16 protein-coding genes are annotated in these 13,662 nt (G+C 67.4%); 11 read left to right on the top strand and 5 right to left on the bottom strand.

Features of this window, described 5'->3' with window-relative positions; translation table 11 throughout:
- Nucleotide 1 precedes the first annotated feature (1 nt).
- On the bottom strand, nt 2-1,087 hold the full coding sequence (locus tag DBV35_RS12060) for an isocitrate/isopropylmalate dehydrogenase family protein (protein ID WP_108660362.1): 1,086 nt from the start codon (nt 1,085-1,087) through the stop codon (nt 2-4).
- 218 nt (nt 1,088-1,305) lie between these two features.
- Here DBV35_RS12060 and DBV35_RS12055 point away from each other — a divergent pair, with 218 nt between their 5' ends.
- From DBV35_RS12055 to DBV35_RS12045, 3 genes are all read left to right on the top strand, one after another.
- Nucleotides 1,306-1,968, top strand: coding sequence for a GntR family transcriptional regulator (locus DBV35_RS12055; protein WP_108660361.1), 663 nt, complete (start codon nt 1,306-1,308; stop codon nt 1,966-1,968).
- A gap of 61 nt (nt 1,969-2,029) precedes the next feature.
- Complete coding sequence (locus DBV35_RS12050) at nt 2,030-2,782, top strand: SDR family NAD(P)-dependent oxidoreductase (protein WP_281262231.1); 753 nt, start codon at nt 2,030-2,032, stop codon at nt 2,780-2,782.
- 190 nt (nt 2,783-2,972) lie between these two features.
- The gene (locus DBV35_RS12045) at nt 2,973-3,461 is read left to right on the top strand and encodes a GFA family protein (RefSeq protein ID WP_108660359.1); all 489 of its coding nucleotides are present in this window, start codon (nt 2,973-2,975) and stop codon (nt 3,459-3,461) included.
- A gap of 78 nt (nt 3,462-3,539) precedes the next feature.
- Here DBV35_RS12045 and DBV35_RS12040 read toward each other — a convergent pair whose 3' ends face one another.
- The 3 genes from DBV35_RS12040 to DBV35_RS12030 are packed head-to-tail and all read right to left on the bottom strand — an operon-like array spanning nt 3,540 to nt 6,388.
- Nucleotides 3,540-4,823, bottom strand: coding sequence for a TRAP transporter large permease (locus DBV35_RS12040; RefSeq protein WP_108660358.1), 1,284 nt, complete (start codon nt 4,821-4,823; stop codon nt 3,540-3,542).
- A 20-nt stretch (nt 4,824-4,843) separates the two neighbouring features.
- Nucleotides 4,844-5,383 (bottom strand): TRAP transporter small permease, encoded by a 540-nt coding sequence (locus DBV35_RS12035; RefSeq protein ID WP_108660357.1) that lies wholly within the window; start codon nt 5,381-5,383, stop codon nt 4,844-4,846.
- A gap of 6 nt (nt 5,384-5,389) precedes the next feature.
- Nucleotides 5,390-6,388 (bottom strand): TRAP transporter substrate-binding protein, encoded by a 999-nt coding sequence (locus DBV35_RS12030; RefSeq protein ID WP_108660356.1) that lies wholly within the window; start codon nt 6,386-6,388, stop codon nt 5,390-5,392.
- Nucleotides 6,389-6,676: 288 nt separating this feature from the next.
- On the opposite strand from DBV35_RS12030, the gene DBV35_RS12025 reads away from it, so the two are divergent.
- From DBV35_RS12025 to DBV35_RS11995, 7 genes are all read left to right on the top strand, one after another.
- Nucleotides 6,677-7,324: a permease gene (locus DBV35_RS12025; protein WP_108660355.1), complete on the top strand. Its 648-nt coding sequence runs from the start codon at nt 6,677-6,679 to the stop codon at nt 7,322-7,324.
- The gene (locus DBV35_RS12020; RefSeq protein WP_205648582.1) at nt 7,321-7,845 is read left to right on the top strand and encodes a hypothetical protein; all 525 of its coding nucleotides are present in this window, start codon (nt 7,321-7,323) and stop codon (nt 7,843-7,845) included. The genes DBV35_RS12025 and DBV35_RS12020 overlap by 4 nt, the downstream gene beginning before the upstream one ends.
- Nucleotides 7,846-8,121: 276 nt before the next feature.
- Complete coding sequence (locus DBV35_RS12015) at nt 8,122-8,340, top strand: DUF2934 domain-containing protein (protein ID WP_205648581.1); 219 nt, start codon at nt 8,122-8,124, stop codon at nt 8,338-8,340.
- A gap of 235 nt (nt 8,341-8,575) precedes the next feature.
- Nucleotides 8,576-8,974: a MarR family winged helix-turn-helix transcriptional regulator gene (locus DBV35_RS12010; RefSeq protein ID WP_108660353.1), complete on the top strand. Its 399-nt coding sequence runs from the start codon at nt 8,576-8,578 to the stop codon at nt 8,972-8,974.
- Nucleotide 8,975: 1 nt separating this feature from the next.
- Nucleotides 8,976-10,730 carry an MFS transporter gene (locus tag DBV35_RS12005; protein WP_205648580.1) on the top strand — a complete coding sequence of 585 codons (1,755 nt, stop codon included), beginning with the start codon at nt 8,976-8,978 and terminating at the stop codon, nt 10,728-10,730.
- Between the two features lie 12 nt (nt 10,731-10,742).
- Nucleotides 10,743-11,843, top strand: a complete 1,101-nt coding sequence (locus DBV35_RS12000) for an HlyD family secretion protein (RefSeq protein WP_108660352.1) — start codon at nt 10,743-10,745, stop codon at nt 11,841-11,843.
- Nucleotides 11,844-11,933: 90 nt separating this feature from the next.
- Complete coding sequence (locus DBV35_RS11995) at nt 11,934-12,602, top strand: Crp/Fnr family transcriptional regulator (protein ID WP_108660351.1); 669 nt, start codon at nt 11,934-11,936, stop codon at nt 12,600-12,602.
- Nucleotides 12,603-12,617: 15 nt separating this feature from the next.
- Here the strand turns inward: DBV35_RS11995 and DBV35_RS11990 are convergent, their stop codons facing one another.
- On the bottom strand, nt 12,618-13,319 hold the full coding sequence (locus tag DBV35_RS11990; protein ID WP_108660350.1) for a glutathione S-transferase family protein: 702 nt from the start codon (nt 13,317-13,319) through the stop codon (nt 12,618-12,620).
- Nucleotides 13,320-13,449: 130 nt separating this feature from the next.
- Here DBV35_RS11990 and DBV35_RS11985 point away from each other — a divergent pair, with 130 nt between their 5' ends.
- Nucleotides 13,450-13,662 (top strand): YgaP family membrane protein, encoded by a 213-nt coding sequence (locus DBV35_RS11985; RefSeq protein WP_108660349.1) that lies wholly within the window; start codon nt 13,450-13,452, stop codon nt 13,660-13,662.

Below are 13,662 nucleotides of genomic sequence, written 5' to 3'. Positions count from 1 at the left end.
CTTAGACGAGCGCGCGCGCCACGGCGTCGACGACCTCGCGCGTGCCCGACGAGCCGCCGAGATCGCGCGGGACGATCTTCCCGCCGCCGAGCACCTTCTCGACGCCCGCCTGGATGCGCCGGCCGCCTTCGAGGAGGCCTTCATCGTCGTGCCGGCGGCCGAGCCAGTCGAGCATCATCGCGCCGGCGAGGATCGTGCCGAGCGGGTTCGCGACGCCCTGGCCGGCGATGTCCGGGGCGGAGCCGTGGGCGGCCTGGAAGAAGCCGTTATTGTCGCCGACCTCGGCCGTCGGGGACATGCCCATCGAGCCGATCGTCGCCGCGCCGAGGTCGGAGATGATGTCGCCGAACATGTTCTCGGTGACGATCACGTCGTAAAAATCGGGGCGGTGGACGAGGTGGACGGTCATCGCGTCGACGAGGGCGAAGTCGAGCTCGATGTCCGGATAGTCCTTGGCAACCTCGACGGCGACCTCACGGAAGAAGGCGTAGCTGCGGAGCACATTCGCCTTGTCGCAGCAGGTGACGCGGCGCTTGCCGTCGCGCGGCGCGCCGTTGCGGGCACGCGACAGCTCGAAAGCCTGGCGCACGACCCGCTCGGTGCCCTTTCGCGTGATGACGATCGTGTCGGTCGCGAGTTCGCCACGGATGCGCACGCCCGCCCCGCGCGAGGCGTAGAGGCCTTCGGTGTTCTCGCGCAGGATGATGTAGTCGATGCTGCCGGGCTCGTACTTGCGCAGCGGCGAGACCACGCCCTCGTGCAGCTTGATGGGGCGGATGTTGGCGTAGAGGTCGAGACGGAAGCGGAGCTGGAGCCCGAAATCGAGGCCGGCCTCCGTGCCGTCCGGGTAGACGACGCCCGGCAGGCCCGCCGCGCCGTGCAGCACCGCATCGGCCGACTTGCAGGCGTTGAACGTGTCCTCGGGGAAGGCGACGCCGGTCTTCTTGTAGTGCTCGGCGCCGGCCGGATGCTCGACGAAGTGCAGGCGGTTGGAACCGAGCGTTTCCTTCAGGATCTCGATCGCGGCGCTGCAGACTTCGGGGCCAATCCCGTCGCCTTGGACGACGGCAATCTCGTAGGTCTTCATAAGGGCTGTTTCGCTCCAGGAAAGTCATGGACGGCGGCGTCAGGGGCGTCTGCCGTCGCTTCGGCGGGGCCATGCCCCGCAAGAATGTTTGAAAATGTATCATCAAATATATTATAACTGTCAAGGCGGATCTGGTTACGACTCGCGCCGTAAATTTTGCCGGGGCCGGCCATGCGGGCGGCCTCCCTTCGTCGGGCTTTGAATGTCGGGATTTTATTGTGGGGCAGGCTGCTGACGCCGCGTATGCGGCCATCAAGGACATGATCTTGGGGGGCAAGCTGCCGCCCAACGCCCTCCTCGACGAGGCGGAGATCGCGGGCAATCTCGGCATGAGCCGGACGCCGGTGCGCGAGGGGCTGCTGCGCCTGCGCTCCGAATCGCTGGTCGAGATCGCTCGCGGCAAGGGGATCCGCGTCCTTCCCCTTTCCACGAACGACATGCGGGAGACCTACCAGGTCATCTCCGGGCTTGAGATGGTGGCCGTCTCGCTGCTCGCGGAGAAGCCGCAGACGCGCGAGAGCATCGCCCCCCTCATCGAGGCGGTGGCCGGGATGGAGGCCGCCCTCGCCCACGACGATCTCGACGCCTGGGGCGACGCCGACGAGGCCTTCCACAGGGAATTGCTGCGCCTCTCCGGCAACGCCAAGCTCTACCAGGTCGGCTGCCAGCTGCGCGATTTCTCGCGCCGCGCCCATCGCATCGCGGTGCGCCTGCAGACGCTTGAATACCGGACCCAATCCACAGCGACGCACGCCGCGCTCCTCGAAAAGCTGATCGCGGGGGAGCCGATCGACGCGTGGTCGAACCACCTGGCGCAGCGGCGCCGCGGCGAGGACGCGCTCGTCGGCATCGTGCAGAAATACGACCTGCACGCGCTCTAGACGGCGCCCCTGCCCGACCCCCGCCATTCAAGGAGAAGAAGCGTTGAATAATCCGTTCAGAGTGGATGGGCGCATGGCCGTCGTGACGGGCGGCGCGAGCGGCATCGGCCTTGCCGCCGCGCGCGCCCTCGGCGAAGCCGGCGCCACCGTCGCGATCCTCGACCTCTCGGAGGAAAAGGCGAAGATCGCCGCCGCAGACCTCACCGAGGCCGGCCTCGTCGCCTTCGGCATCGGCGCCAACGTCGCCGACGAGAAGGCGGTGGACATCGCCTTCAGCAAGATCATCGGCAATGGCGGCCCGTGCGACATCCTCGTGAATTGCGCGGGCCTCGCGATCCGCTCCTCCGCGGTGGAGGTCTCGGTCGAGGACTGGAACAAGGTGCTCGCCGTCAACATGACGGGGAGCTTCCTCACCTCGCGCGCTGCCGCCAAGCAGATGATCGAGCATGGCGAGGGCGGCGCGATCGTGCAGACCTCCTCGATCATGGGCCTCTCCGGCGGCGGGCTTTATCCGAACGTCTCCTACCAGTCGACGAAGGGGGCGATCGTGAACATGACGCGCGCGCTCGCGGTCGAATGGGCGCCGCACAAGATCCGGGTGAACGCGGTCGCGCCGACCTATGTGCGCACGCCCTTCATCGCCCCCCTCCTCGCTCAGCCCGAGCTGATCGCGAAGATCGAGGGGATGACCCCGCTCGGCAAGCTCGCCGAGCCGGAGGACGTCGCGGCCGCGATCGTCTACCTCGCGAGCCCCGCCTCGGCGATGGTGACCGGCCACACGCTGCCGGTGGACGGCGGCTACCTCGCCCAGTGAAAGACGGCGCCGCGGTCCTCGCGGTGCATGCCGAGCAAGACATGGGAGGACGCGCGTTCCGCCGTCCTCCCGCCCCGTCTCGCTTGATATCGCCTTCCGGCCGCAGCTGATTTTACTTCGCAGTGTCAAAATTATGGACGCGCCGCTACACTGCTGAGCAGACTATTCAGGCTGGAAGAATGGAAAAGACATGTCGTCACGTCACACGGGACGCTGCCTTTGCGGCAATGTCGCATTCGATACTGGTGCAGATCCGCTTTGGATCACGATTTGCTATTGCCGATTCTGTCAGCGTGCCACGGGCTCCGATCGGATGATCGAACCGATCTTCGAGTTGGAGACCTTTTCGTTCACCGCAGGCAAGCCAGCGATCTTCACCCTCCCTTCGGAAGGGAGCGGAAAGGACGTCAGCATTCACTTCTGCCCGAACTGCGGAACGAAGCTCGCGCTGACATTCGAGCGCTGGCCCGATCGACTGGGGATCTATATCGGCACGCTCGACGACCCCGCGTCGATCCTGGCGACGCCGGACAACAGCAAGCACATCTTCGTCTCGGAGGCCCGTCCGGGGACGATCCTGCCCCCCGGCGTCAAGACGTTCGCCCGCCACGCCACGGAGACCGACGGCACGCCGATCGAGCCGACCGTCCACGCGGCGCCCACTCTCGTGAAGGCCTGAGGCGCTCGACCGACCCCGCGAACCCAAAAACGGCAACCGGACGAGACATTGGCGTGTCCCGTCCGCTCGCGTGCCGAACTAGTAGCCCAGAACGGCCGGGAGCCAGCTCGCGACGCTCGGGACGAAGACGACCAGCACCACGACGAGCAGGATCGAGATGATGAAGGGGATCACCTCGACCGAGACCTCGCGCACCGTGCAGCCGGCGAGCGGACACACGATGAAGAGGCCGATCGCCATCGGCGGGGTGATGAGCGCGATCTGCACCGTCATCACGATGACGAGGGCGAGATGGTGCCCCTCCACCCCGAAGAGCGGGGCCATCGGGGCGACGATCGGCACGAGGATGATCATCGTCGCGACCGCCTCCATGATCGTCCCCAGCAAGAGGAAGATCAGCACCACCATCAGGAGGAAGCCCTCGCGCGTCCCGATGAAGGATTGCAGCCACATCCCGATCTGCTGCGGGACGAGGTTGATGACGAGGAGGAAGGCGACGAGCTTCGCTGTGCCGAGGAGCAGGAAGACGACCGCGCTCGTCTTGGCGCTGAAGAGGAGCGACTGGCCGATCGCCCGCGGGCCGACATTGCGATAGAAAGCGACGCCGAGCGCCAGGGCATAGGCGACGGCGACCGCGCCCGCCTCGGTCGGCGTGAAGATGCCGCCGATGATGCCGCCGAGCACCACGACCGGGAGCCCGAGCCCCGGCAGCGCCGGCCAGAAGGCCTGCATGATCGTCTTCAGCGAGCGCTCCGCGTCGCCGCCCGGAAAGTTCCGCCGCTTCGCGACGAGCGCGACATAGCCCATCATCACGAAGCCGATGAGGAGGCCGGGCGTCGCGCCATAGAGGAAGAGCTTCGTGACCGACAGGCCGCCGCCATAGATGTAGGCGATGATCAGCATGCCGACGCTCGGCGGGATGATCGCGCCCATGACGGACGAGGCAGCGGTGACGGCGGCGGAGAAGCCGCGCGTATAGCCGTCCTTGGTCATCGCCGGGATCAGCGTGCCGCCGACCGCGGCGGTGTCGGCGACCGCGACCCCCGTCACGCCGCCGAACATCATGCTGGAGGCGATGTTGACGTAGGCGAGGCTGCCGCGCACCGGGCCGATGATGACCTTGGCGAGCTCCACCATCAGCGGCATCACCCCGCAGCGGGAGGCGAGGTCGCCGGCCATGATGAAGAAGGGGATCGCGAGGAGCGGGAAGGAGTCCATCCCGCCGAAGATCACGGTCGGGATGACGCTGAGCGGCACCTGCCCGGAGATGAGGATGTAGCCGACGGCGACGGCGCCGACCGCGAAGGCGACCGGCGTGCCGATCGCGACCGCGGCAAGGAACGCGGGAAGAAGGTTCAACATGGTGTGACGGCCTTCGGACCTTACTGGGCCGGCACGAGGCGGCCGCGTCGGCCGCGCACGGTCTGCACCATTTCGTAGACGAGGAGCAGCGCCATCAGCGCACCGCCCACGGGAAGCGAGGCGGCGAACCAGGCCATCGAGACCCCGAGCGTGATGGTCTGCTGACCCGTGGTCTCCGGCAGATTGACGAGCGAGACCCAGACGAGGACGAGGAGGAAGAAGAGCGCGACGCACTGGGACAGGACCACGCAGACGAGCGCGGCGCGCGGGGGCAGAAGGTCCGGCAGGATCCCGATCCGGATGTGGCCGTCTTCATAGACGAGAAGCGCGGCCCCGAGCATGGCGGTCCAAATCATGAGGTAGCGCGTAAGCTCGTCGGTGATGATGAGCGAGGAGCCTCCGCCGAGCCAGCGCAGCCCGACCTCGATGATGACGAATGTCGCGATGACCCCCATGAGGAGCATCACCACCCACTCGAGGACGCGGACCAGCCAGAGGATGGCCCGCGACTCGCGTGGTCCTTCGGGCACGTCGCCCGGACCGGACGGGATGAAGACCATCGGGGACTACTCGTTCGCCTCGATGATCGCGTCGAGGATGACCTCGCCGCCTTCGCCGAGCTCGGCGGTCGCCGCCGGGTAGACCTCGGCCGCGATCTGACGCAGCGCCTCGATCGTCTCGGGCGGAACGTCATTGACCTCCATCTCGCCGCGCAGCTTGTCCATCATCGCGCCGACTTCCTTGTCGTTCAGCTCGCGCTGGAAGGCGGTCGCCTTCTCGATCGCCGCGTCGAGCGCGGCGAGGTCTTCAGCGGAGAGCTTGGCGCGGGCGCCGTCGCTCATGATGAGGACCATCGGCTCGTTCACGTGGCTGGTCAGTGAATAATATTTCTGCGCCTCGAAGAGACGGTAGGGATAGACGACCGTCGGCGGATTCTCCTGGCCGTCGAGAACGCCCTGCTGAAGCGCCGGCATCAGCTCGTTGAAGCTCATCGGGGTCGGCGAGGCGCCGGCGGCGCGGAAGAAGGCGACGTGGACGCTGGAGGGCAGCGTGCGCAGCTTGAGGCCCTTCAGGTCCTCGACCTTGTTGATCGGGCGCACATTGTTGGAGACGTGGCGGTAGCCGTTGTCCCACCAACCGACGATCGACATGCGCGAGGGCTTCAGCGCGTCGGACAGCATGCCGCCGACATCACCGTCGAGCACCTCGAACATCGTGTCGCGGTCCTTCCAGATGTACGGGAAGAGGACGGCGTTCAGCTGCGGGGCGAACGCGCTCGCATGGCCGAGGCCGGTGACCACGAAATCGACGGTGCCGAGCTTGGCAAGCTCCAGCGCCTCGCGGTTCGAGCCGAGCGTGTTGTTGTTGAAGATCTGAAGTTCGACGCGCCCGTTGGTCGCCTTCTCGAACTCCTCCTTCAGAACCTCCTGCGCCTGACCATAGGTGGTCTCGGCGTTCGCGACGCTCGCGAGGCGGAGCGTGATGTCGGCCGCCTGCGCCGAGGCGGCGAAACCGAGCGCCATTGCCCCCGCGAGACCCAGCGCGCGTACAAATTGTGCCGTCATGGGTGTCCTCCAAGTGTTGTTATATCTTTCCAAATATATTTCAGAGTATGCTCCGCAAGTCAAACAAATCGCGGTTAAGCGCGGCCTGCCATGGGGCGATCCGCAACATGTGAACGGCCCGCGAGACGCGTCATGCGGGCGGGTGCGGCAAGGGTTGCGCGGGCCCTGTCGAGCCCTCTTCCCGCGCGCGGGCGGGTGTGCGACATAGCTGCCTATGGATTTTTCCGCCCGTGCCCTCCCCACGGCACAGCTTCACCATATCCGGGACTGTTTCGACGTGGCGCCGGCATGAGCGCGCCCCTCGCCGAACCCCACTCCGCGCCATCCTCGACGCCGACTTCGACGCCGCCTGGCGGCCCGCCTCCCCCGCCGACGGTCGAGCGCAAGACGCGCAAGCGCAAGCTCGTCGACGCCTCGGTCTATATCTTCGCCGTCGCCTCCGTCCTCGCTGGCGGCTACATCTGGTATCGCGATGGCGGGGCGGCGGTCGTGCAAGGGGCCGAGGAGGCGACGATCTCGCTCGTCTCCGTCCTGCCCCAGCTCGTCCTCGGCATCATCGTGGCGGGGCTTGCCCAGGTGATGATCCCGCGCGACCGGATCGGCCGGATGCTCGGCGAGCAATCGGGCATGAAGGGGCTTCTCCTCGCGACCGCCATCGGCGCGGCGATGCCGGGCGGCCCGTTCGCCTCCTTCCCGATCATCTATGCGCTCGCCCATGCCGGGGCCGATATCGGCTCGCTCGTCGCCTTCCTCATGGGCTGGGCCGCGATCGGCATCCACCGCCTCTTCGTGTGGGAGCTTCCCTTCATGGGGACCGAGTTCGGCATGGTGCGCTTTCTGTCGAGCCTGCCGCTGCCGATCATCGCCGGGCTCATCGCGCGGTGGATCGTGGCGACCTTCCCGAGCCTGCGCGATCCGATCCGGGGGCCCGAATGACGATCGATTACGGCCTCGTCTTCCTCGCGGTGCTCTGCATCGGGCTCGCGGTCCCTCTCGGTCTCAGCGATCCCGATCGCCTCAAGGCCGGGCTTCGCATCGCCTGGGCGCAGGGGCAGCCGCTCATCGTGCGCATTCCCATCGCGATCCTCGCCGCGACCTATCTCTCCCGCCTCATCCCGCAGGAGCACGTCTCGCAGATCCTCGGGGCGGACAGCGGCTTCACCGGGATCATCCTCGCCTCGATCGTCGGCGGGCTGACGCCGGGCGGGCCGATGGTCGCCTTCCCCCTCGCCCTCGTGATCTGGCAGCTCGGGGCGGGCGAGGCGCAGATGGTGGCCTTCATCGCCTCCTGGTCGATCCTCGCGATCCACCGCGTCCTCGCCTACGAGATCCCTCTCCTCGGCGGCCGCTTCACCTTCGTGCGAATCGCGTCGAGCTTCATGCTCCCGCCGCTCGCGGGTGTGCTCGCCGCCGGTCTCCTCCTCATCTGGCACACAAACTTCGCCGCCCAGGGCTGACGGGCTTTCGTCCAGACCTTGGCGGAACTCTCAACAACTTGTTGAAATCGCCCGGCAACAAATAAAGGCAACGTTCACCAATTCGGCGGTACCGATAGAGTGCAGGCAATCGGCGTCTCATCGGAATTGGTCCGGAAGCTTTTACTGAGAGTTGGTCAGGGCCGCAGAGCGGTCCAATCTACAAAGCTTTCCTCTGCAGTCCGTCAGACGCGCAGCATCAACGCGATGGCGCGCAGCGCGCGGTCATCGAGGTGGCATTCGGAAGGGATGTAGATGATGGATAAGATCTCCGAAGATTGGATCCGCGCCCGGGCCTACGAAATCTGGGAAGAGGAAGGGCGCCTCGGGGGACGGGACCAGGAACACTGGCACCGGGCGACGCAGGAGCTTCGCGACACGATCGAGATCACGACGCGGCCCGCGAAGAAGGCGAAGCCGAAGAAGCCGCGTGCCCCGCGCGCCCGCAAGACGCAGGAAGCCTCCCTACAGGCCTGACGCCAATCCCCACGCGCCGCCGCCGTCTCCCACCGGCGAAGGCGCGAAAACCAGGGCCCGCGAGGGCCCTTTTTTCGTTGCAGACCACCCTTGCGCAGATCGCGGAGCACAACCGGCCCGCACGCCTTGCCTCACCACGTGATGACGATTAGATAGCAATGCATTGATTAGCATTGCACCTATTGATCCGATCGTGCCCAACTCAAATTCGCCTCAGGAAAGCTATCTCGCCGAAATGGCGATCGCGGCCCGGAAGCTGCGCACGCTGTTCGATGCGCGGGCCAAGGCGCGCGGCATCACCTATGCGCGGGCCCGACTCCTGGCCGCCCTCACCCATCGGGGCAGCATGACCCAGGCCGAACTCGCCGAGGCGCTGAATGTCGAGCGCCCGACGATGGCGCGCCTCATCGACGGCATGGAGCAGTGCGGCCTCGTCACGCGCGAGGTCAGCAGCGACGACCGCCGCGCCCGCACCATCCGCCTCACCCCCCTCGCCGACAGCCAGGTCGAGGCGGTGAACGAGCTGACGACGCAGATCCGCAAGGAGATCCTCGCCGGCGTCGATCCCGACGACCTCGCCACCGCGACCCGCGTCCTTGCCATCATCAGCGACAATCTCGCCAAGGCGTCCTGAGATGGACGCCCAGATCACCCCCCGCGATCTCCCGGCCGAGCCGAAGCCGGCGGACGACGCCGTCTCCGCGGCGCCCTCCGAGCCGACGCCCTCCGAAGCGAAGGCCGAAACGCCCGCGCCGCAAGGCGAGGCCGCCCCGGCGCAGCCGCCGTTCGTGCCGATGCCGCGCGTCAGGGCGGCGGGCTATATCCTCGCCTCGCTGGTTCTCGCCCTCTCGCAGGGGTTCGGGCAGAGCATCATCTCGGCGAACCTCCAGCAGCTCCAGGGCGGCTTCAGCGCGACCCAGGCCGAGACCACCTGGCTCGCCGCCGCCTATCTCGCCCCCAACGTCTCGCTGACGCTCGCGCTCATCAAGATCCGCGCCCAGTACGGGCTGCGCAATTTCGCCGAGCTCAGCATCCTCGGCTTCCTGCTCGCGGCGTTCCTCAACTACGCCGCCAACGACATCAACTCCGCGATCGCCGTCCGCTTCATGAGCGGCATGGCCGCCGCGCCGATGACCTCGCTCGCCTTCCTCTACATGCTGGAGCCGTTCCCGCCGCAGAAGAAGATGAGCGTCGGCCTGTCGCTCGCGCTCACCTTCATCTTCATCGGCCCCTCCTTTACGAGCGTGGTGTCGCCGCCGCTCCTCGATATCGGGCTCTGGCACGGCCTTACCGCGCTCGAGGTCGCGCTCGCGATGGTGGGGTTCGGGCTCATCTATTGCCTGCCGCTCGCCCCGGTGCCGCGCGCCAAGGTGATCAAGGCGGCCGACATCATCAGCTATCTCCTGATCGCGATCGGGATGGGCGCGGCCGCCGTCGCCCTCACCCTCGGCCCGCTTTATTGGTGGCGCGAGGCCGCGTGGATCGGCTGGCTCCTCGCCACCGCCATCGTCACGATCACCGCCGCCGCGATCATCGAACTGAACCGCGAGCATCCGCTTCTCGACATCCGCTGGCTCGCGAGCCCCGCCGTCCTCCATTTCACGGCGGCGCTGCTCCTCTTCCGCCTCGTCCTGTCCGAACAGAGCTCGGGCGCGGCGGGCCTCTTCCGCGCGCTCGGCCTCCTCAACGACCAGACGCAGACGCTCTTCCTCGTCATCATGGCGGCGACGATCGCGGGCGGGCTCATCTGTGCGGCGCTGATGAAGCCGGGGCGGGAGAAGGCCTTCCACGTCGTGGCGCTGATCCTCCTTATCATCGGCGCCAGCATGGACGCCAACGCCACCAGCGCGACGCGGCCGGTGAACATGTATCTCAGCCAGACGCTGATCGCGCTCGCCTCGGCCCTCTTCCTGCCGCCCGCGATGCTCTCGGGCCTGATGTCGGCGCTCGCGCGCGGTCGGGAATATCTCCTCAGCTTCGTCATCGTGTTCCTCACAACGCAGAAGCTCGGCGGCATCCTCGGCAGCGCGGTGTTCAGCACCTTCATCACGCTGCGACGCGCCTTCCATGCCGAGCGGATCTCGGAGGCGCTCAGCGTCACGAACCCCTTCGTCAACGAGCGCATCGCCCAGCTCGCCGCCGCGAACCGTGCGCTGAGCCCGGACCAGATGCTGACCTCGGCGCAGGGCCTCTCGATCCTCAATTCGCAAGTGACGACCGAGGCGACGGTGCTTGCCTACAACGACGCCTTCCTCGCGATCGCGTTCGTGTCCTCTTTGGCGCTCGCCGCCCTCCTCGGCCACATCATCATCGACGCCGTCAAATCCCGGCGCGCGCGCCTTGACGCCGACGCGACGCCGGCCGGCGCCGCCACCCCACAACCTGCCTGAAGGCCCCGTCCCATGTTGTCTCGCGTGTCACGCCATGTCGCCACCGGCCTTGCGGCCCTCATCGGGATCGCCGGGCTCGTCGCCATCCTCTACGCCTGGAAGCTGCCCCCGTTCGACGCGGGGCTGATGGTGACCGAGGACGCCTATGTGCGCGGCCAGGTCACCTCCCTCGCCCCGCAGCTCTCCGGGATCGTCGCCAATGTCGGCGTGCAGGACTATGAGCGCGTGAAGGAAGGCGATCTCCTCGTGAAGATCGACGATCGGATCTACCGCCAGAAGCTCGCCCAGGCCGAGGCGACGCTCGACGCGGCGAAAGCCTCGCTCGAAAACGCCGAGCAGGACCGCAAGACCGCCGAGGCGCGGATCGAGTCGGCAAAGGCGGGCGTCGATTCGGCCGAGGCGACGTTGAAGCTCGCCGAGGCGAATGTGCAGCGGAGCGACAAGCTGCGCGAACGCGGCGTCGTCGCCGAACGCACCAGCGAGGAACAGACGCTCGCCCGCGACCAGGCCCGCGCCGCCCGCGACCAGGCGAACGCCGAGCTCGAGACCTCGCGCCAGAACCTTGCCTCCATCATCACCAACCGCCAGTCCCTCGAAGCCTCGGTGGAGAGCGCGGAGGCGGCCGTCCAGCTCGCCCGGATCGACCTCGACAACACCGAGATCACCGCCCCGGTGGACGGGCGGCTCGGCGAGGTGTCGGCCCGGCTCGGCCAGTATGTGACGGCCGGAACCCGCGTCGCGACGATCGTGCCGGACAAGGTCTGGGTCGTCGCGAACTTCAAGGAGACGCAGGTGCGCGGCATGAAGGTCGGCCAGCCGGTGAACTTCACCGTCGACGCGCTCGGCGATGCCCCCCTCAGCGGCAGGATCCAGGACTTCTCGCCGGCGACCGGGTCGGAGTTCAGCGTCCTCGCGGCAAGCAACGCGACGGGCAATTTCATCAAGATCGCCCAGCGCATCCCGGTGCGCATCGCGATCGACCCCGACCAGCCGCTCGCCGGCAACCTCGCTCCCGGCATGAGCGTCGTCGCGCGGATCGACACGAGCCCGGGCGGGCCCGGCACCGCGATCGCCGCCGACAGCACCCAGTCGCCCTACCCGCGCCACCGCTGAGGCCAAGCGACATGACCCGCGCCGCCCGAGCCGGTATGGTGCGCGGCGCGGCAGGCGTGAGGACCCGCCCGCGCAGACGGAACGGGCGACATGGCGGCGATCGACGAACCCTGGACCGACCGATTCGAGGGGCTGAGGACCCTCTCACCGGAGATTCGTGACGCGCTCGTCTCGGGCAGCCAGATCATGTCCCTCCCGCGCGGAACCGTGGTGTTCGAGCCCGGACAGCGACCGAAATTCCTGCTTCTCCTCCTCGACGGGACCGTCCGCGTCCAGCAGCGCAGCGACACCGGGCGCGACGTCTTCCTTTATCGCGTCCATGCCGGGGAGAGCTGCGTCCTCACGACCGCGTGCCTCCTCGCCTACGAGGATTATTCGGCCGACGCCGTCGCCGAGACCGACATCACCGCCGTCGGCATCCCCCGCGCCCTCTTCGAGGACCTCGTCGGCCGCTCCAAGGAGTTCCGCGAGTTCATCTTCAACGCCTACTCGCGGCGCATCACCGACCTCTTCCTCCTCATCGACGAGATCGTCTTCAAGCGGATCGACGTGCGGCTCGCCGCCCGCCTCCTCGCGATGGCGGAGCCGGGCGGCATCGTGAAGGCGACGCACCAGATGCTCGCGACCGAGCTCGGCACCGCGCGCGAGGTGATCTCGCGCACCCTCCAGGATTTCCAGAAGCGCGGCATCGTCGAGCAGGCGCGGGGTGAACTGCGCATCCTCGATGCCGACAGGCTGCACGACATCGCCGAGCACTGACGGCCGGGCGGCCCGCTAGGCGCCCGCGCGCTTGGTGTCGGCCGCCTCGAAATGGGCGATCTGGTCGAGCCGGGCCTTCTCGAAGGCCGGCCGGCCGCACACGCGCGCGACATAGGCGCGGAGCGCGTCGTACCGGTCGAGCGCGCCGAACTTCTGCGGCACGCGCAGCGCGTCCGCCATCAGGATGTCCGCCACAGTGAAGCGCGAGGCGGCGAGCCAGTCCCGCGCGCCGAGCACCGCCTCCAGGCGGTCGAAACGCTGCCCCATCCAGTCTTCCAGCGGATTTTCGGCGGGTTTGGAGAGGTTGATGAACCACCAGGGGACGGTCACCATCTCGACCGAGTTCAGCGCGGCGACGAGCCACGCGATGGTGTCGGCCCGCCCCTGCGGATCGCGCGGCATCAGCGCCTCGCTCTTCTCGCCGAGGTGCATGAGGCAGGCTCCGCTCTCGAACACCTTGACGCCGTCATCGTCGAGGAAGGGGATCTGGCCGAAGGGCTGGCGTGCGATGTGATCCGGCCCCCGCTCGTCGAATGGGACGGTCGCGACGCGATAGGCGATCCCCGCCTCCTCGAGCGCCCAGCGCAGGCGAAGGTCCCGCACGAACCCGCGCGGCCCCTTCGGCACCCAGTCATACGTCCAGATCGTCACGGTCCCGGCCACGGCTTCTGATCCTCCGCTGCACGCTTCCAAATCTAGCGCGCCACCCGCCACCATCGAGCCCGGCGTCGCGCCACAGCCGTTCATTGCGCGCAGCAGAAAGAAAATTTGCGCTTTGGTGACAATGTCACCGTCACTTCCCAGGACCCTGTGCGATGGGTGAGCCTCAAACCAGCGAGGTCTCACAATGGTTCGCAATCTCGGCACTTTCGATCGGATCGTGCGCGTCCTCCTGGGGCTCGCGCTCGTTCTCGCCCCCTACCTCACCAGCGTCGGCGACGCGGCGACGTGGATCGCCCCGGTGTTCACGGTGGTGGGCGCGATCCTGATCTTCACCGGGCTGATCCGCTTCTGCCCGCTCTACTCCCTCCTCGGCATCCGCACGTGCAGGATCGGCTGA

The organism is Acuticoccus kandeliae (assembly GCF_003073115.1).
Note: the sequence above shows the minus strand (reverse complement) of the source record. Positions and strands in the feature narration are given on the sequence as shown.